Consider the following 19,382-nt stretch of genomic DNA (forward strand, 5'->3'; position numbering starts at 1 on the left):
TTACGCGATTGTTATCAGCGGTCCGTCACTTTTTTCTTTTAACCATCCAATAGGTTTTATTTGAACTCCGAGACCTGATAATTTAGCTTCAAATTCTTTTGTGTTGTCTTCCTCAACAGCTACCAGCAAACCGCCGCTTGTTTGAGGATCGGCCAAGATGTATTTCTGGTCTTCGGTCAGGGAGCCTATTTTACTTCCGTAGCTGTTCCAGTTACGTTGCGTGCCGCCGGGAAAGCATTTTTGTTCTAAATAGCCGGCTAACGATGGGATTACCGGTACTTTGTCAAATTCGATAACAGCAGATAATCCGCTGCCTTCACACATTTCAGAAAGGTGACCCAATAAGCCAAAACCGGTAACGTCGGTCATGGCCTTGACATAGTCCATCTGTCCGAAAACTTCTCCCAGCTTATTCAAAGTGGTCATGCTTTTTAAAGCGATAGCTGCATCTTCCGGTAATAATACACCCCGCTTTTGGGCAGTTGATAAAATACCAACACCCAAAGCTTTGGTCAGGTAAAGCCAGCAGCCGGCAGTAGCTGTTGAGTTTTGTTTAAGCTGCGGGATATTAACCATACCATTAACCGCCAAACCGAATACAGGTTCGGGGCAATCGATACTATGGCCGCCTGCTAATGTAATGCCAGCTTCGGCGCAAATAGCCCTTGAGCCTTCTAAAACTTTTTGGGCCACCTCCGGCGGTAATTTGTCAATGGGCCATCCTAATATGGCAATGGCGAGCACAGGTTTACCGCCCATCGCATACACATCGCTGATGGCATTAGCCGACGCGATGCGGCCAAAATCGTAAGCATCATCCACAATCGGCATAAAAAAATCGGTTGTGGAAATTAGCGCTGTACCGTTACCCAGATCAAGCACAGCGGCATCGTCGCGTTTGTCGTTACCTACCAATAGCTTTGCATCCGGGATTGGAGCTATTGGGCTATGCAAAATCTTGTCAAGAATAGCAGGGCTGATCTTGCAGCCGCAGCCTGCGCCGTGCGAATATTGGGTTAGTTTTATTGCTGTAGTTTCCATTAAGATGGGGTAACCTGTTCTGTTACAGGAACAGTATGAGTAAAAATCAGAATTTGTTGGGCATGAGTTGAAACGTCATTACCGGTGATTTCCAGTGAGAATACCAGGTTTGGATTACGTTTGGACAATCCTGTACGGTAAGTTTTATCATAGTATACCAATACAATGCCGATAAAATCTTCCATGCGGTTTTCCTGTATGGCAATTATTGCATGCTTGGTTTGTTCCGGGCCGAGGCGTTTGCGGATACGTTCTGTGCATTCCATCAGGAAATCTTTATCCAAACCGCCATATTCAATAGCTAATGAAGCAATGCGTTGCTGTAAATCAACCCTGATGTCGATCATAGCCGCACTGCGCATCTGATACCAGAAAGGGTTAGGGACAGAGCGCTTGCCAATGGTAAGGCTTTCGTCTTCCACCCATATTTTATGCTGCCTATCTAAGTCTTTTAACTGGTGGGCCAGGTTGTTTTCAAACTGTTCCTGGGTTGGCTGAACCATTTTATTCATGGTGCCGTATGATGAACCCTGGTGTTGTGCCAGATCTTCCAGATCGATGACCTGTTCGCCAATAGCTTTAAGGCTGTGAAGTATCTTTGTTTTTCCGGAACCAGTCATTCCGCCGAGTATCGAAAGCCGATATGATGCTTCAAACTGCTGATGTACCCAACCCCGGTATTTTTTATAGCCACCCTCAATAAGATATACGTCAAAACCGTACAGGTTAAGGGCCCAGGCCATGGCGCCGCTGCGCATACCACCCCGCCAGCAATGAACCCCGATTTTTTTATCCGGTGCTATTTCCAGTGCCTGTTTGATAAAGCCCGACCATTTGGAGCCGGTAAGGTCAAACCCCAAAAGAATCGCTTCTTCCCGTCCAACCTGTTTATAGGTAGTACCCACTTTAACCCTTTCCTCATTACTAAATAAAGGGAGGTTAAAAGCACCCGGAACATGCCCCTGTTCAAACTCAGCAGGGGTACGTACGTCAGCCAGAGGAACAGGTTCACTTAACTTTATAAAATCGTTTATGCTAATATTCCGGATCATGGGTAAAGAATGGGCTAAAGATACAGCACATTTCAAATTAAAACATGGCGTCGCGCAAACTAAGCGTAATTATCATTAGGATACTTCCGCGGATCCCCGTTACGACCAGAGCCCCTTTTTGATTTTGTTTAAGTAGTCCAGAGAACAGATTCTTTGAACACCTGTTGAAATTTCCGGAGGCCATTGAACCGATTTTAAATAGCTGATGAACAAAATCAATCAACATACCTCCATCATCAAATTAATAATGATATAAATCAGTAACAGAATAAAAAAGTAAATTAAATACCAAATACTTTATACCTTTACAAAAAACTTTAGGGGTGCCTTGCGCTGAGAAATACCCTTTGAACCTGATGCAGTTAGTACTGCCGAAGGGAAAAGTAGAGCAACCTTAAGGTTGTTTACCAATCCTCCAACGGGTCCATTCCTATCGTTTAAAATTTAAACAGGATGGAAATTACCGTAAATCAACAAAATTATTCCGTTTCTGATGCCTGCTCCTTGCAGCAAATGATTGCCACTGTTCTTACGCAGCCGGCCAAAGGCATCGCTATTGCGGTGAACCAGGAAATCGTCCCTAAAGCCAATTGGGCTACTCACCTTTTAAACCCCGGCGATTATATTACCATTATCAAAGCAACCCAAGGCGGATAAAATATACACTCAACACATGAAAACTGAAAAAACTCCAGGAGAACAAGTAATCAGCCGAACGCCTTTCCCGGCCTCGCGCAAAATCTATGTCAAAGGACAAATCCATAATATTCAAGTCGCGATGCGCGAGGTTGTGCTCAGCGAAACCAAACTTCACGGCAGGTTTGGCGAAACTGAACCGAACGCCCCAGTCACCATTTATGATACAAGCGGCCCCTTTACCGACCCTGATATCGAAATTGATGTGAAACAAGGCTTGCCAAGACTGCGCGAGCAATGGATTGTTGGCCGGGGCGATGTGGAGCAATTACAAGCAATTTCCTCCGATTATGGAAATCTGCGTGCCAATGATCAAAAGCTGGACACGTTAAGGTTTGCGCACATCAGCAAACCCTATAAGGCCAAACCGGGCATGAATGTATCACAAATGCATTATGCCCGAAAAGGGATTATTACCCCGGAAATGGAATACATCGCTATCCGCGAGAACCAGCGCATAGATTTATTAAAGGAACAGTTGAACGGGCAATATGCGGTGATGTCTCATCAGCATCCGGGCCAAAGCTTTGGCGCCAATACCCCCAAAGGCTATATTACGCCGGAGTTTGTACGCCAGGAAGTAGCCTGCGGCCGCGCGGTTATCCCATCCAATATTAACCACCCTGAAAGCGAACCGATGATCATCGGGCGTAATTTCCTGGTAAAGATCAATGCCAACATAGGTAACTCTGCAGTTACTTCCAGTATTGAAGAAGAAGTAGAAAAAACCGTATGGGCCTGCCGCTGGGGCGCCGATACCATTATGGACCTTTCCACCGGTAAAAACATACACGAAACCCGCGAATGGATCATCCGAAACTCGCCTGTTCCAATTGGTACCGTCCCTATTTACCAGGCCCTGGAAAAAGTAAATGGCAAGGCCGAAGACCTCACCTGGGAACTTTTTAGGGATACGTTAATAGAGCAAGCTGAGCAGGGTGTAGATTATTTTACCATCCACGCGGGCGTTTTGCTGCGTTATGTGCCTCTTACCGCTAAAAGGATTACCGGTATTGTATCGCGTGGCGGCTCTATTATGGCCAAATGGTGCCTGGCCCATCATAAAGAGAATTTCCTGTACACACATTTTGAAGAGATATGTGAGATCATGAAAGCCTACGATGTGGCATTTTCTTTAGGTGATGGCCTAAGGCCCGGTTGTATTGCCGATGCTAATGACGCTGCGCAATTTGGCGAACTGGAAACTTTGGGCGAACTGACCAAGATTGCCTGGAAGCACGATGTACAAACCATTATTGAAGGCCCGGGCCACATCCCGATGCATATGATCAAAGAAAATATGGATAAACAGTTGGCGCACTGCGGCGAAGCACCGTTTTATACTTTAGGCCCGCTCACCACAGATATTGCACCTGGTTATGACCATATCACTTCTGCTATTGGTGCTGCCATGATTGGCTGGTTTGGTACGGCGATGCTTTGTTATGTTACACCCAAAGAGCATTTGGGCTTGCCTAATAAAAAAGATGTTAAGGATGGCGTAATTACTTATAAAATTGCCGCTCACGCAGCCGACCTGGCTAAAGGGCATCCGGGGGCCCAATACCGCGACAACGCCTTAAGCAAAGCGCGTTTTGAATTTCGCTGGGAAGATCAGTTCAATTTATCGCTTGACCCCGATACGGCCAGGGAGTTTCATGATGAAACCCTGCCTGCGGATGGCGCCAAGATTGCCCATTTCTGCTCCATGTGCGGCCCTAACTTCTGCTCGATGAAAATTACACAGGATGTGCGCGACTACGCCAAAGAAAACGGCATGGGCGAAGCCGACGCAGTATCCAAAGGCATGGAAGAAAAATCGAAAGAATTTCTGCAAAAAGGCAGCGAAATTTACCTGTAGAAACATGGAATTAATTGTTATTTCAAACCCGGCTGCGGTTGCCGATGAAAGTAGCCTCATCAACAAGCTGTTTATAGCGGGTTTGAAATACTTTCATTTGCGTAAACCCGAAAGCGACGTGCAAACCGTAAAAAAATTATTGAACGGGATAGCACCCCGTTTTTATGAACGGATTGCCCTGCACCAATTTCACGAAATAGCAGCTGATTACGGGATCAAAAGGCTGCATTATACCGAAAGGGCAAGGGAAGCATCAAACACAATACAATGGCAAAGTAAATTGGATGACGGATTTACGCTAAGCACTTCTGCTCATGATATTTCGGGGCTTCCCGGTTTAACGCCTTTTGACTATGTTTTTTACGGGCCGGTGTTTGATAGCGTGTCCAAGCCCGGCTATCAAAGTAAGTTGGGCGCTGATTTTAAACTGGATAAAACCAATATCAAATCCAAAGTAATTGCTTTGGGGGGAGTAAAGCTATCCAACTTAGCAAATGTTAAAGCGATGTGTTTTGATGGTGCGGCCGTTTTGGGTACGCTTTGGAATGAACCGGACGAAGCCTTAGAACGCTTTAAACAATTAAAAGAAAATCTACCAGCATAAATGAATACGAATGCAATGATCGATAAACTACATTATATCTCCCAACAACCCGAAAACGGATCGCACCTGACCGCTATCGGGCAGGCATTAGAGGCCGGCTGCAAATGGGTGCAACTCCGGGTTAAAGATGAGCCCGCCGGGGTGATCCTGGAATATGCCATCGAAGCCAATAAATTATGCAGCCAGCATGGTGCGAAACTGATTGTTAACGACCATCCGGAAATCGCGCTGAAAGCAGGAGCTTATGGTGTTCATTTGGGCTTGCAGGATATGTCTGTTGCGCAGGCCAGGCGTATCGTCGGTCAGCAAATGATCATCGGCGGAACGGCTAATACCTTTCAGCATATCCGGCAAAGGGTGGCCGAAGGCGTTGATTATATCGGTTGCGGCCCTTACCGTTTCACAACAACTAAAGCAAAGCTTAGCCCCATTTTAGGTTTGGAGGGACTAAAGGATATCATGAAACAAATGCGTGCTGCAAATATGTCGGTGCCGATTATAGGCATTGGCGGTGTATTACCCGAAGATATTGCTTCGCTTATGGATGCCGGGCTGTATGGTGTGGCCATATCCGGCGCTATTACCAGGGCGGCTGACCGTACAGCTATAGTCAAGTATAGTTATCAGCGATTGAATACCCCGTCAATAAATGAACTTATTTAATCTAAAAGATCATGTTAAAAATAGCCGATAAAATCTTTAACTCCCGTTTGTTTACTGGTACCGGTAAGTTTAGTTCCTCCATTTTGATGGAAGATGCCCTGCTTGCTTCTGGCTCAGAACTCGTAACGGTTGCCTTAAAACGCGTTGATATCAAAAACAATGATCAGGATGATCTGCTGATCCGCCTCAAATACCCGCATATTAATCTTTTACCCAATACATCGGGAGTGCGTAATGCCAGGGAAGCCGTTTTTGCTGCTCAACTGGCAAGAGAGGCATTGGAAACCAACTGGATCAAACTGGAAATCCATCCCGATCCTAAATATCTGATGCCCGATCCCATTGAAACCTTAAAAGCAACTGAAGAACTGGCTAAATTGGGATTTATTGTTTTACCATATATTCATGCCGACCCGGTGCTATGCAAGCGATTGGAAGATGCTGGTACCTCGGCAGTAATGCCCTTAGGCTCGCCAATAGGCAGCAATAAAGGCCTGAAAACGATAGATTTCTTAGAGATCATCATTAGCCAGAGCAATGTGCCCGTAATTGTGGATGCGGGTATCGGCTCACCATCCGATGCAGCCTGGGCGATGGAAATAGGTGCCGATGCCGTATTGGTGAATACAGCCATAGCAGTATCAGGCAATCCCGTACAAATGGCAGAAGCATTTAAAATGGCTGTAATTGCCGGCCGCATGGCGTATGAAGCCAAATTGGCACTGCCTTTACCTTACGCTGCTGGAAGCAGCCCACTAACTTCGTTTTTAGATGAATAGCTTTAAAGATATTTTCGAAACCTACAACTGGGACGAAACCAAAGCCAGTATCTACGCTAAAACAAGTGCTGATGTAGAGTGGGCCTTATCTGTTGAAAACAGGACCCTGGAAGATTTTAAAGCCCTGGTATCTCCTGCGGCGGCGCCCTACCTGGAGCAAATGGCCGCTATCAGCCAGCAATTAACGCTGAAGCGTTTTGGTAAAGTAATACAAATGTACCTGCCGCTTTACCTTTCAAACGAGTGCAAAAATATTTGTACCTACTGTGGTTTCAGCTATGATAATAAGGTAAAGCGCAAAACACTTTCGCCGATGGAGATTATGCAGGAAGTTGGCATTATTAAGGCCATGGGTTATGACCATGTGCTGTTGGTTACAGGGGAAGATAATGAAAACGTACATGTAGACTATTTTAAAAAGGTACTCGACCTGATCCGCCCACATTTCTCTCATATATCAATGGAGGTTCAACCACTCGACCTGGGAGACTATCAACAGTTAACTCCTTATGGACTAAACACGGTGCTGGTTTACCAGGAGACCTATCACCGCGAAGACTATAGAAAACATCACCCAAAAGGCAAAAAATCGAATTTTGATTACCGGTTGGAAACGCCCGATCGCCTGGGCCAGGCCAATATCCATAAAATGGGATTGGGTGTATTGATAGGCCTGGAAGACTGGCGCACCGACTGCTTTTTTACGGCACTACACCTCAATTATCTGGAGAAAAAATACTGGCAAACCAAATATAGCCTCTCTTTCCCTCGTTTGAGGCCTTTTAGCGGCGGCTTAGAACCCAAAGTAGAAATGAGCGACCGCGAACTGGTGCAACTGATATGTGCCTACCGGATATTTAATAGCGAGGTGGAACTATCGATGTCTACACGGGAGTCAGAAAACTTTCGCAACCATGTCATCAAGTTAGGTATTACCAACATTAGTGCGGGGTCAAAAACCAATCCCGGAGGGTACGCGGTTGAACCTGAATCGCTGGAACAGTTTGAGATCAGCGACGAACGCAGTCCGGAGCAAATTGCCCGGGTCATCAGATCGCAAGGTTACGAACCGGTTTGGAAAGATTGGGATAACAGTTTAGCGCAATAAGTATGTTAAAAGGCGAAGAACTTAAACGGTACAGCAGGCAGATCATTTTACCTGAAATAGGAATAACCGGGCAGGAAAAACTAAAGACCGCTAAAGTGCTGATTATAGGTGCCGGCGGCTTGGGCTGCCCCGTGTTGCAATACCTGGCTGCTGCTGGCGTTGGCGAAATAGGCATTGTAGATGACGACACCGTAGATATCAGCAACCTGCACCGGCAAATCTTATATGGCGTGAACGATGTTGGCGGTCTAAAGGCGGTGCTTGCTAAAGAAAAGCTCGGATTACTCAATCCGCATACTTTTATTACGGCTTACCCGGTACGCTTTACACCGGGCAACGCAGAAGATATTTGCAGGGGGTACGACCTGGTGATCGACGGCTCGGATAATTTCGGGACACGTTATTTGGTGAATGATACCTGCGTGGCCTTAAACAAGCCGCTGGTATTTGGCTCTATATTTAAGTTTGAGGGCCATGTATCTGTGTTCAATTATCAGGATGGACCTGATTACAGGGATGTTTTTCCCGAAGCGCCACCAGCCGACGAAGTGCCCAATTGTGCCGACATAGGTGTATTGGGTGTTTTACCAGGCATCATAGGCACCTATATGGCTACCGAAGCTATCAAGATTATTTGCGGTATAGGCAAAACACTGTCGGGTAAATTAATGACCATTAATGCGCTTGATAACTCAACCAATATTTTTAAAATCAGGAAACAACAAAAACAAGTTCACACTAAAAACACCGCCACGGCGGCTATGTACCACGAACTAACGATGAACGAGTTGACAAGGTTGTTAACCGAATGCCCCGACGATATCCAGCTAATTGATGTGCGCGAAACCTGGGAGTTTGAAGACTATAATATCGGTGGTATCAACATTCCTTTACATGAATTGAAAGATCGTGCCGAACAATTGCCATTGGATAAAAAATTGATATTCTGTTGTCAGACCGGACAGCGGAGTAAAATGGCCATGCAATTATTAAAGCCTTTGTACAAAGGTGAAATGTATAGTTTAAAAAACGGGGTGATTTAATATGATCAAATATAAATACCCGGTAGTACTCAGCATAGCTGGATCAGACAGTGGGGGCGGAGCAGGCATACAAGCCGATTTAAAAACCATAAGTGCCCTGGGGTGTTTTGGAACCACGGCCATAACCGCGCTTACCGTACAAAATACCTTAGGAGTTAGCGGTATTCACCCTATACCGGTTGATTTTGTTAAGGCACAAATTAAAGCGGTGATGGATGATCTTAAACCATCTGCTATTAAGATAGGGATGCTGCACAGTGCCGAATTGGCTATTGGCATTGCCGAAGCCTTAAGTGATTATCCAAATGTCCCGGTTATTTTTGACCCGGTTATGGTAGCTACCAGTGGCGACCTTTTGATAGCCAACAATATTGTAGAAACTTTAAAACAATACTTGTTTCCGATAGCCAAATTAATTACCCCCAATTTAGATGAAGCGGCTATCCTTACCGGAATGGAGATCAAAACCACCGGCGATATGAAAGAGGCGGCAGTGCAAATCATGCGATATGGGTGTAATGCTGTACTGATCAAAGGAGGACATCTGAAGGGGCCTGATCTGTTTGATGTTTACTTGGATAAAGCTGATAATGAATGTGTTTTCAAGTCAACAGCCGTTGATACAGTTAATACACATGGAACAGGATGCAGCCTGTCATCTGCAATTGCATCTTTTATCGCATTAGGTAATGATCTGGGTATTTCAATATCGAACAGTAAAAAATATATTCAGCAAGCAATAGAGCAGGGCAAGGATGTTAAAACGGGAGAGGGTCAGGGGCCGTTGAACCACTTTTTTCATCCCCAAAAATTAGTTAAACATTTAATGGAGTGAAACCGCCTGGCGGTTAAGCCCCCGGGTGGAATTTGTTCCATAGGCTTCCCAATGGGACGGTTTCAGTTACCGGTAATACAAACGCTCTTTGCGCAAAAAGGTCACCTTTTGAGTTAAGCTCTCCATGCCCGAATTACCTTGTTCTATCCATTTCTCCACAATATTATGTGCTTAGTTAAGTCCGGGATAATAGCTATTACTCCTTAATCAATCTTGAACACAACGGATGTAGCGAACGGCATGTCTGGCGGGCAGGTGATGGACAGGCCATCACCTGCCTGTTTCCATTGTAGCTTGCCGTTGTTACCCAAGAGCGTTACTGATTTAACCTGCCGGTTAAGATATTTTGAATCTGTACCCAATGATTTTATCGTCAGCTGTGTCCCGGATACAGGCACAGTCATGCAAAAAGCATACAACGCTCCATTTTTGCCCAAGGTAAAACGAAAGTCCTGAGGACCGAATTTGAATTCGGCCTGTCTGCGTGTCAATGCGCCGGGGGGAAGCATTTTCAACTTGCCATTCACTTTTTCTCCTTCGCCAGGCATGGCCCAGGCATGGCTGCCGTAAACCGCCTCGCTGTTACGGCGCATCCAGATCCCCACTTCTCTTAACATTTTTTGGCTGCCTTCATCCAGCGATCCGTCCGGCAAAATCGAGATGCACACCGCGGCATTACCGTCGCGGGCTATGGCTTCTATAATATAACGTATCATCATACCCGAATCATAGGTGAAACCAGGCTCATAAAACCAGTCGCCCACCGGCACTTCGGCTATCCAGGGCTGATCTGTTTTTATATCCGCCGGAATTCCAGATTCCTCGGTATTTACAGTGCCATTAGTTTTTTTTCGGAATTTTACAATACTGAACGCATTTACCTCCCCACGAGTTTTAAGCGTACGGTTGTAATAATCGGCAATAACCGTTTGCATGGCATCGGCTTTTAATCCTGTGCCGGTTCCGTTACCGGTAAATGGCCCCTGAACGGTGCCGTCTGTATAAATGAAATCGGGGTCGTAATGCTCTACTACATCCATCATCCTTAATGCCCATCGTGTGGCATACCATTTTGCATAATCCAAATGATTGCTAAAAATGCCCGCGGGCGCAGGGTTCCATCGCGAGGCTGCTTCCTGAGCAACGCCTTTGTATTCGCGCAAGTCAATTCCATAAAGTAAACGTGGATCATACCCTTCCCACCATTTCCCCTTCCCATCTGCTAATGTAAGGTTGCCATCGTAAGGTATGCCTTTTTTGTCGCCAACGGTGTCGCTGCCAAATGCTGTTTGCCACCACCACCATGTATATTCGTGATGGAAGGTGACGCCATAATGCATTCCATTTGTCCGGCAAGCTTTAGCCCATTCGCCAATTAAATCACGCCTGGGGCCGATATTAACAGAATTCCACGGCTGATAACGCGAGTTCCACATATCATAATTGTCATGATGCACACCCTGAATCATCAGGAACCGGGCGCCTGCATCTTTATATATTTTAGTTAATTTGCTGGGGTCAAGTTTGGTAGGATTCCAATCACGAAGTACCTCTTTGTATCCGGTTTTGGATGGGTGGCCATATTTCCTGAGATGATTATTATAGGCTTTTGTGCCAGGTGTGTAAAGTTTGCGTGCATACCAATCGCCGCTCTCGCCTACAGCTTGTGGCCCAAAGTGTACCCATATGCCAAATTTTGCCTCACGAAGCCATGCGGGCTCACCTGGATAATTCTTTTCTATCGATTCCCACGTTGGCTTAAAGGGGCCATCAGTAATAGGAATATCCAATTTTATTTCAGGAAAAGATTCCCAATCGCCCATAGATACACTATCAATAGGTAAACGCGCCGGAACGGCTGGAAACGGTGGAAGCTGCGTTTTTGACGTAGCTTTTATCTTCTCATTAATGTTTTGGGCACTTAGATTGAATGATGCTGCTGTTATAAAAAAAATAACCCCTAAAATTCTGCTCATGATTAATTACTGATTATTGTTTTTTTAAATTGACTTTGGGTGGGTTGATTTTTAAAGTTACTTATAACTTGCATCAACGTGTTTCCGATTAAACCATCCCTGCCGTTTGAGAAATCAGTTTTTATTTTCGAAACGTTTGTCCTAAATCCAGTCACAACAGGTTAAGGTTCTTTAATCTCTATCTCTCCATTGCTTATACTTAAGGGCAGCCACAAATAGGCAGACTTTTCTAAATCGGTTTTATTCCACACATCTCCCATGAAAATGAATTTTCCCGGCTTACTTATTACCGGCAGCACAAATGCTCCCTGCGAAAAAAAGGTCATTTCTGCATTTGGTCCTTTACATGGATTGCCTTGTTCTATCCATGGCCCCATAATGTTATCAGCGACCGCATAAGACGCCGCATTTGGCGACCAGCCCGAACAGCCTGAAGTAATTAAGTAGTATTCCCCATTATTTTTAAAAATAGCAGGGCTTTCCCTCCTTTTATTCTCAAATATTCTTACATACGTTGTTGTTGGCTTTAAATAATCATCGCTCAACAGGCAAACATGCATCGTATTGTTATCTTCGGATGAGTAGATCAGGTAAGCTTTACCGTCATCATCTTTGTATAAGGTCATGTCTCTTAACATTTGGTCATTGGGCTTTGTACTGCCCAGGTATTGGTATGGCCCAACCGGGCTATCACTTATGGCAACACCTCCCCGCGAATAGTTGTAGTCGTTCTTATCTATATGCATCCACATCACAAATTTCTTTGTATGTTCATTATAGATCACTTTGGGCCTTTCTATCACCCTGCCGGTATCCAGGTCATTGCCTGGGTCATTCACTACCGGTTTCAAGGCTATGCCCCTGTATTTCCAGTGCTTCAGATCGGTAGATGAATAGCAGGATATCCCTCCAGCCGGAACGCGGTAATCCTCCCAATTCTGGCCGGGAACAAGCCAGGTTTTCCCATTTTTTATTTCACCAAAAAGATAATAGACACCTTGATGATACATTACACCAGGGCCATGGGCATTGATGGGTTGGCCATCGGCATCAAGTATTATGCTGCCATGTGCAGGTGTATCGGCAATGGGTTTGTTCGTATTGGCAAAGGCTAAACTTTTTATAGCTATTAATAATGTGATAAGTAAGAAGTGTTTCATTTTCATTTAGGCTGATGTTTGCAGTATATAAAATGACTGGGAATCGCCAATTTGGCAATTCCCAGTCAAAATTGTTTAACTTTTTATTATTATCATTCGGGTCACTGTATACAACCGGTGTCTTAGCCGATATTTCTTGTTAATTTCCTAAGTTCGGATTCAACTGAAGGTCGCCGGCCGGGATGGGCAAATAGTATTGTGGTGTTCCAATCGGCGAGTTTTCTGAGGGATCTCGGTTAGCAATAACCTGGGTTAACAGCTGCAAACGCGTTATATCAAACCACCGGGTATATTCACCGGCAAATTCCCAGGCCCTTTCGTTAATTACCGCTTTTACAAAATCTGTACTTGATAAACCACTCAAAGGAGCTAAACCAGCGCGGGCACGTACCGCGTTAATACTTGCGTAAGCCTGGTCATTAGCAGCACCGCTCCTGGCTTGCGCCTCGGCATATATCAGTAAAACATGTGCATACCGCATCATTTGGACAGTTGCACTTGAGCCGTCGGTACTGCCCTCAACAGGAGCCCTGAACTTCTCATAATAAGGGTGTTTTACTGCATCGCTCTGCCATGGTATAGTTGTACCATCAGACTTTTTAATAACTGTGTGAAAAGTGGCATCCTTTCTGGGACCGGCCGGAAAATCATTGAAAAATTTGATTTCTGCAAAATAATCATCCCAGCCGTTTTCTTCGCCAGGCATTGCAGACGAACCATAAAGCGCATTTGAGTTAAACCAGTTGCAGGTACCACAATTATGAATGGCAAAAACCTCTTCTGATGTTGTTGTCCCTAACCGGGTATTCTGCCATAATGTGCCCAGATCGGCTACCAGATCAAAACTGTAGGCCGCCTTGTTATCAATTACTTCTTTCGCTTTAGCAGCAGCCAATGCATATTTTGAATTATCATTAACAGGCCAGCCACCCTCTGTAAGGTAAACGTCTGCAAGCAACGCCGACGCGGCGCCTTTTGAGGCCCTGCCTGCATCCAGTTTTTTATTTTGCATCAGTTTTTCGGCATTCAGCAAATCGCTTTCAATCAGTTTATATATTTCTGCCGGGGCCGAGGTTCCAACTTTTAAAACCTCGGGGCTGTAAACTTCTGAAGTGATCAGCGGAATTTTTCCCCATAACCTAACAAGCCAGTAATAATCAAGCGCACGCAGATAATAAGCTTCGCCCAGGATTTGATTGATAGCGGCAGCATCGCCCGTGGTTGATTTATAATTGTTGATGATGTTATTGGAGCCTTGTATTGATTTGTAGCATCCGTTCCAGATATTGAGCATCCTGCCGTTAAGATTGGAAACATGATATTGATCAAATTCCCTCAGGTCGGCCTTGTTGCTGGCCGGGTGAGTAGTGAGGTCATCGGATCCCATTAGCACGGCAACTACTGCTGCCGTAGTAAATCCATTTATCCAGGTGGTTGATAATGGTTTATAAGCGCCTACCAATGCTGCATTTAAACCGGCTACCGTACTTAATGCCTGTGTACCTACTACCTGACCTCTGGGATCTTCTTTCAGCGCTTTTTTACAGCCCACCACCGATAGGATCATTACTATAATTAAAATCTTTTTCATAATTTATCTTTTCAATAAGTTTAAAACTTCAATACCGCGCCTACGTTAAATGTCTTGGAATTAGGATAAGAACCAAAATCAATGCTTTGGGTAACATCCGAGCCCGAACCCGCGTTGGTTGACTCCGGATCAAATCCTTTATATTTGGTTATGGTAAATAGGTTAGTTGCACCTATAAATAGCTTCAAGTCGACATTTTTGATGGTACCTTTTGGCAGGTGATAAGAAATGTTCAGGTTCTTCAGCCGCACAAAATTTCCATTTTCAAGAAAACGGCTCGATTCAAAATAGTCTTTATTGGTAGAACTGAATGCCGGTATATTTGAAGTTTCATTGATACCCGGCTGGTACCTGTTTAAAACGCCTACATTAGTAGCTTGCTTGGCATCTGCATTAGCGGTTATAGAACTGGCGTAAGAGTAATCAAGTTTACTAAAGCCCAATAACGACTGTACAAATACATTTACCGAGAAATCACCATAAGTAAAAGTATTGTTCCAGCCGAGCGATTGTTTAGGCGTGCCGTTCCCTATAATCTGAAAATCACTACCGTTTATGGCATTGTCGCCGTTTAAATCCTGGTAGTGTGAATCCCCTGGCTTGTTGCCATATTTTGCAGCTTCGGTAGCTTCATTTGGTTTCCAGGTTCCCAAATATTTCAGCCCCCAGTATGACCCAAGTGCATAACCAGGTTTAATAATAAATTCAGGTTGGGTAGATAGGCCTGCTCCCGCGTTTGGTACGCTTTTGTCTGAAAATACACTGGCTATTGTACCTAAGCTTTTAACAAGGTTTTTTTGAAACGTTATGTTAAACGAGCTGGACCAGGTAAACTTACCCGATTGTACGGGTGTGCCGCCAATGTTGAATTCGAGCCCGCTGTTTTTCATTTTTCCTACGTTACTAATGATGTTTCCACCTCCTGCATAAGCAGGCAACGGAAGGGATAAAAGTAAATCCCTGGTATTTTTAACATAGGCATCAGCTGTAAAATTTAACCTGTTGTTAAACAATGACAGATCTAAGCCCACATCTTCTGCCTGCGTGGTCTCCCATTTCAGGAAGGGATTGGCTGCGTTACCAAGTACTATTCCCGAAGAAACCGAAGTGTTGTTGAAACTGTTGGCCGCCGAAAAGGCATCGCTGAGGTAAGTTGAAAGCGTGGCATAAGGATTAATAGCCTGGCTTCCTGTTAAGCCCCAACTGCCCCTGATTTTGAATGTATCAAAAAGGTCCATTTTTTTGATAAAAGACTCTTCGGAGAGTTTCCAGCCCAAAGCTATTGATGGGAATGTGCTTTCCTGGTTGGCGGGTTGAAATTTTGAAGAACCGTCTCTCCTAACCGAAACCGTCAGCAGGTACTTGTCTTTAAATGCATAGTTTACCCGGCCCAAATAAGAGATTAAAGCCGACCCAGAATAGGCCGACCCGGCCGATTGTGTAGTGGATAAAGCAAGGTTATCGTAGCCCAGGTTAGCAAATGTAAGGTTGTTAGCATTTGCGCTAAACCCTGTTGATGTATATTTCTGCTGCTCAAATACCGCGGTTACATTTAGGCTATGCACGTTATTGAACAGGTGCGAATAGTTTAATGTATTGGTATTTTGTAAATTAATTAATTCTGTAGATGTGCGGCTGGCGTTTGGAATATTATTGGTGATACTTGGTCCTGAATAGTTTTTTCCTTGAATATTCTGATAATCTACACCAAAGCTAACGTCCAATGAAAGGTCTTTGAAAAAACGGTAATTTGCGCCCCCGTTTAAAGTTATATTGGAGTTGTCTACAATGTTTTCAGCGTCATTAGCTAAAGCTACAGGGTTACTGCGAATAGAACCGAGCGGATCTACGATGGTATATGTTCCGGCAGCAGTCCTTACAGGCGTGGTTGGCGCCCATGCCAAAGCCTGGTTAACCGAGCCGCCTGTACCCTGGTTACCCGTGTTCAGTGTTTCTCTTCTTATGGCCGAGATATTAAGCCGGGTACTTAATTTATCAGAAAATTGTGTGTTAATGTTGGATCTGAGGGCATACCGCTTAAAGTTTGAATTAATAACAATACCATCCTGGTTGAGGTAATCGCCCGAAATAAAGAATTGTGTTTTGGCGTTGCCGCCCGAATAACCTAACTTATATTCCTGGCCGGGAGCATTCCTGAAAACCAAATCCTGCCAATTAGTTCCGCCGGTGATTTTAAAATTATCTATTTGTGCCTGGGTAAAGAAAGGAGATATATTAAGGGCTGCATTTCGGGCGTTTACTGTGGTAGCAAAGTCAGCCGCATTCATCAAATCCATTTTTTTAATAACTTTTGATGAATAAAAAACAGGGGTAAGGGTTATTTCCTGTTTTTGTGCGTTTCCTTTTTTAGTGGTTATCAAAACAACTCCGTTTGCACCCCTGCTGCCATAAATTGCCGTGCTTGACGCATCTTTCAAAACTTCAATATTAGCAATGTCGTCGGGATTCAGGTTGTTAAAATCACCGCCTATAAAACCGTCGATAACGTAAAGCGGATTGTTGTCCCCAAGTATAGAATTGGAACCCCGCACCCTGATCTTAACATCGCCACCGGGCGCACCAGAGTTGTTAACCACCTGCACCCCGGCAACCCTGCCTTGTAAGGCCTGATCGATACGGGTAACCGGTTGATCTTTAAAATCTTTGGATGAGAGGCTGGATAAAGAACCTGTTACATCAGACTTCCTCTGGGTGCCATAGCCAACAACGACTACCTCGTTAAGCTTGCCCAGGATTTCATGCAGGGTAATGCTCACAAATGGTTCTTTAGCCTTTGCAACGAATGTATAAGATTGATATCCGATAAATGCAATCTCTATTTTATCCCCTTCATTCGCCGTTATTGCAAATTCGCCATTTGCATTAGCTCCTGTGTGGGTATTAGCGTTTTTATTGGTAACTGTAGCGCCACTCAACGGCCTGCCTAATGAATCTACAACCTTTCCCGAAACATCTATTTTTATTAAAATATCCGTTTTGGGTTGATTATCCTGTAAAATCTCTTTCCTGGTTAATACAATATTGTTTTTAACAAATTTATAGGTTAAAGGCAGGTTCTTTAAGCTCGCCTTCACGGCATCTTCTACCGTTGCCTCCTTTAACTGAACCGTTATTGGTGTATTAGGCAAATCCTTACTGTCATAAAAAAAAGTATAGCCACTTTGTTGTTCAATATCATGTAAAACTTTTTTGACTGAAGTGTTTTTTTCATTCAGGGTAATTTTCTGTCCGAATCCTTTTGCACTTACCTGTGCAAGGGCTATGATGAGGATGAACATTGTTAGTTTCATAATCAATAGCAATTTATGTGGCAGCCATAGGGACGGCACACCACGTTTTAAAGTATTTAATTTCATACTTTTGTAATGTTTGGGTTAATACGTGAAAAATAAGACTCTAACTGGTTTTTATCTTTCCGCTATCCGGCGGATAGAAAGGGTTAACTCAAACTTGCCGGACGGTGGACCAACACTTTCCGGCTTATTTTTTTAACCCCCTTGATTGATCATTCTTGTAAAATTTCTTTCATGTTTATGAGATAAATTGGTTTATTAATTGGTTTATCAGGTAGTAGCTTCTTACAGGCGGCCTTTATGGGGTAACAATAATTTTCTTACCCTCCAGCCTGAAGTTGATTCTGGTGAATTTTAAAATGTCAAGCGCCTCCGAAACGCTGATGTTCCGATGGATTTTCCCGGTAAAGGTTCGCGTTGGAATTTTTCCTTCATATTCAATTTTTACTTCGTATGCCCTCGCCAGCTGCCTCATAACTTCTCTCAGGTCGGTCTGATCATAACTAAATAATCCATTTTTCCAGGCAATGGCTTGTTCTACGTCTGCACCACTGTTTATTTTAATGGTATTTGATTCAAACCCGATTTGGGCTTGCTGTCCTGGTGTAAGCATAGCAGCCTGATCGGCCTTACTTATTTTGATACTTCCCTCCAATAGTGTGGTTTTCATTTGCGCTTCATCATCGTATGCATTGATATTAAAGTGCGTGCCTAACACCTGGACGGTTTGGCCATGGGTAATCACAGAAAACGGCTTAGCTTTATTATGGGCGACTTCAAAATACACTTCGCCTGTAATTTTTACTTCCCTATTCTTGCCGGTGAATGCAACCGGATAAGTTATGGAAGAAGCGGAATTTAGCCATACCCTGGTGCCATCAGATAACTGGAGCGAATATTGGCCCCCACCGGTGGTCATTGTGTTGTAAACGGGGGAATTATCGCCCGGGCTATTTTGTTGGTTTGCGGAGTAAGTAATAATTCCGTTAGTGGCCTGGCTAATTACCATGTTTTTTTGTTGGGCCAGCTGACCATTATGTTTCGAGTCAAGTACTATCTGCCGGCCCCCGGAAAGGGTAAGTGTTGCTTTATAACCTATTGGCGCAATGTCATTGTGCTGAATATGTGCTATTTGCTGAGGGGGCGGCTTATGCAACAGTATATAGCTCCCAAAAGATAGTGCTAAAATGATGGATGCAGCTACAGCAATTCGTGGCCAGATATTTATTTTTTTAACCGGTTTTGCTTCTGAATCTATATAATCATCAATGTTCAATTTCATCGATGATTTTAACCGGTCTTTTTGCTTTTCATCCAATAAAGCAATTACATCCACATCGGCCATAAAAAAGTTGTAATAGGCGTGCAGGAAGTCCTCTTCTTCTTTGGTGGCAATGCCGTCAAGATAGTTAGTAAGAATTACTAAAAACAGCTCTTTTGTCATTGGTTTATTGATATTGGTATACACATGAGACATTAAGTGAGAAAAATCCCACACGGAAAAAAAATATTTTTTATCGCAGGTGCGATTTATTCTTGCCGGGCTGGTTATAAGGCTTTTGTATACTGAAGCAGGGCGTCAATTATTCGCATATGACATTAAAAATTCGATAAAAGAACTTTTTTAGTGTCATATAGGGAAAACTCACGTCGCCGTAT

Annotated in this window: 15 protein-coding genes and 1 riboswitch; of the genes, 8 read left to right on the forward strand and 7 right to left on the reverse strand. The window is 44.1% G+C overall.

The window, feature by feature from the left end; translation table 11 throughout:
- Positions 1 to 1,041, reverse strand: a complete 1,041-nt coding sequence (selD, locus tag BMX56_RS01995) for a selenide, water dikinase SelD (protein WP_090639795.1) — start codon at positions 1,039 to 1,041, stop codon at positions 1 to 3.
- Positions 1,041 to 2,093, reverse strand: a complete 1,053-nt coding sequence (mnmH, locus tag BMX56_RS02000) for a tRNA 2-selenouridine(34) synthase MnmH (RefSeq protein WP_090639798.1) — start codon at positions 2,091 to 2,093, stop codon at positions 1,041 to 1,043. The genes selD and mnmH overlap by 1 nt, the downstream gene beginning before the upstream one ends.
- 309 nt (positions 2,094 to 2,402) lie before the next feature.
- A riboswitch (TPP riboswitch) is annotated at positions 2,403 to 2,490 on the forward strand.
- A gap of 56 nt (positions 2,491 to 2,546) precedes the next feature.
- Between mnmH and thiS the strand changes: the two genes are divergently transcribed.
- The 8 genes from thiS to thiD are packed head-to-tail and all read left to right on the forward strand — an operon-like array spanning position 2,547 to position 9,682.
- A complete protein-coding gene (gene thiS / locus BMX56_RS02010) occupies positions 2,547 to 2,750 on the forward strand; it encodes a sulfur carrier protein ThiS (protein ID WP_090639802.1) in 204 nt (67 codons plus the stop codon).
- A gap of 16 nt (positions 2,751 to 2,766) precedes the next feature.
- Entirely contained in the window at positions 2,767 to 4,650 is a 1,884-nt protein-coding gene (gene thiC, locus BMX56_RS02015; RefSeq protein WP_090639804.1) for a phosphomethylpyrimidine synthase ThiC, read from the forward strand.
- A gap of 4 nt (positions 4,651 to 4,654) precedes the next feature.
- Positions 4,655 to 5,254 carry a thiamine phosphate synthase gene (locus BMX56_RS02020; protein WP_090639806.1) on the forward strand — a complete coding sequence of 200 codons (600 nt, stop codon included), beginning with the start codon at positions 4,655 to 4,657 and terminating at the stop codon, positions 5,252 to 5,254.
- Positions 5,255 to 5,269: 15 nt separating this feature from the next.
- Complete coding sequence (locus BMX56_RS02025) at positions 5,270 to 5,917, forward strand: thiamine phosphate synthase (RefSeq protein ID WP_090641612.1); 648 nt, start codon at positions 5,270 to 5,272, stop codon at positions 5,915 to 5,917.
- Between the two features lie 11 nt (positions 5,918 to 5,928).
- Positions 5,929 to 6,696 carry a thiazole synthase gene (locus tag BMX56_RS02030; protein WP_090639811.1) on the forward strand — a complete coding sequence of 256 codons (768 nt, stop codon included), beginning with the start codon at positions 5,929 to 5,931 and terminating at the stop codon, positions 6,694 to 6,696.
- The gene (thiH, locus tag BMX56_RS02035) at positions 6,689 to 7,804 is read left to right on the forward strand and encodes a 2-iminoacetate synthase ThiH (protein WP_090639813.1); all 1,116 of its coding nucleotides are present in this window, start codon (positions 6,689 to 6,691) and stop codon (positions 7,802 to 7,804) included. Before BMX56_RS02030 ends, thiH begins: the two co-directional genes overlap by 8 nt.
- A 2-nt stretch (positions 7,805 to 7,806) precedes the next feature.
- On the forward strand, positions 7,807 to 8,847 hold the full coding sequence (moeB, locus tag BMX56_RS02040; RefSeq protein ID WP_090639816.1) for a HesA/MoeB/ThiF family protein: 1,041 nt from the start codon (positions 7,807 to 7,809) through the stop codon (positions 8,845 to 8,847).
- A gap of 1 nt (position 8,848) precedes the next feature.
- The gene (thiD, locus tag BMX56_RS02045) at positions 8,849 to 9,682 is read left to right on the forward strand and encodes a bifunctional hydroxymethylpyrimidine kinase/phosphomethylpyrimidine kinase (RefSeq protein ID WP_090639819.1); all 834 of its coding nucleotides are present in this window, start codon (positions 8,849 to 8,851) and stop codon (positions 9,680 to 9,682) included.
- 203 nt (positions 9,683 to 9,885) lie between these two features.
- Here the strand turns inward: thiD and BMX56_RS02050 are convergent, their stop codons facing one another.
- The 5 genes from BMX56_RS02050 to BMX56_RS02070 form a co-directional block, all read right to left on the reverse strand.
- A complete protein-coding gene (locus BMX56_RS02050; protein ID WP_090639822.1) occupies positions 9,886 to 11,658 on the reverse strand; it encodes an alpha-L-fucosidase in 1,773 nt (590 codons plus the stop codon).
- Positions 11,659 to 11,819: 161 nt separating this feature from the next.
- Positions 11,820 to 12,818, reverse strand: coding sequence for a glycoside hydrolase family 43 protein (locus tag BMX56_RS02055; RefSeq protein WP_218152364.1), 999 nt, complete (start codon positions 12,816 to 12,818; stop codon positions 11,820 to 11,822).
- Positions 12,819 to 12,957: 139 nt separating this feature from the next.
- Positions 12,958 to 14,409 carry a RagB/SusD family nutrient uptake outer membrane protein gene (locus BMX56_RS02060; protein WP_090639827.1) on the reverse strand — a complete coding sequence of 484 codons (1,452 nt, stop codon included), beginning with the start codon at positions 14,407 to 14,409 and terminating at the stop codon, positions 12,958 to 12,960.
- Positions 14,410 to 14,429: 20 nt separating this feature from the next.
- Complete coding sequence (locus BMX56_RS02065) at positions 14,430 to 17,720, reverse strand: TonB-dependent receptor (protein WP_177183684.1); 3,291 nt, start codon at positions 17,718 to 17,720, stop codon at positions 14,430 to 14,432.
- Between the two features lie 301 nt (positions 17,721 to 18,021).
- A complete protein-coding gene (locus BMX56_RS02070; RefSeq protein WP_177183685.1) occupies positions 18,022 to 19,167 on the reverse strand; it encodes a FecR family protein in 1,146 nt (381 codons plus the stop codon).
- Positions 19,168 to 19,382: the final 215 nt, after the last annotated feature.

The organism is Mucilaginibacter sp. OK283, from assembly GCF_900110415.1.
Lineage (GTDB): Bacteria > Bacteroidota > Bacteroidia > Sphingobacteriales > Sphingobacteriaceae > Mucilaginibacter.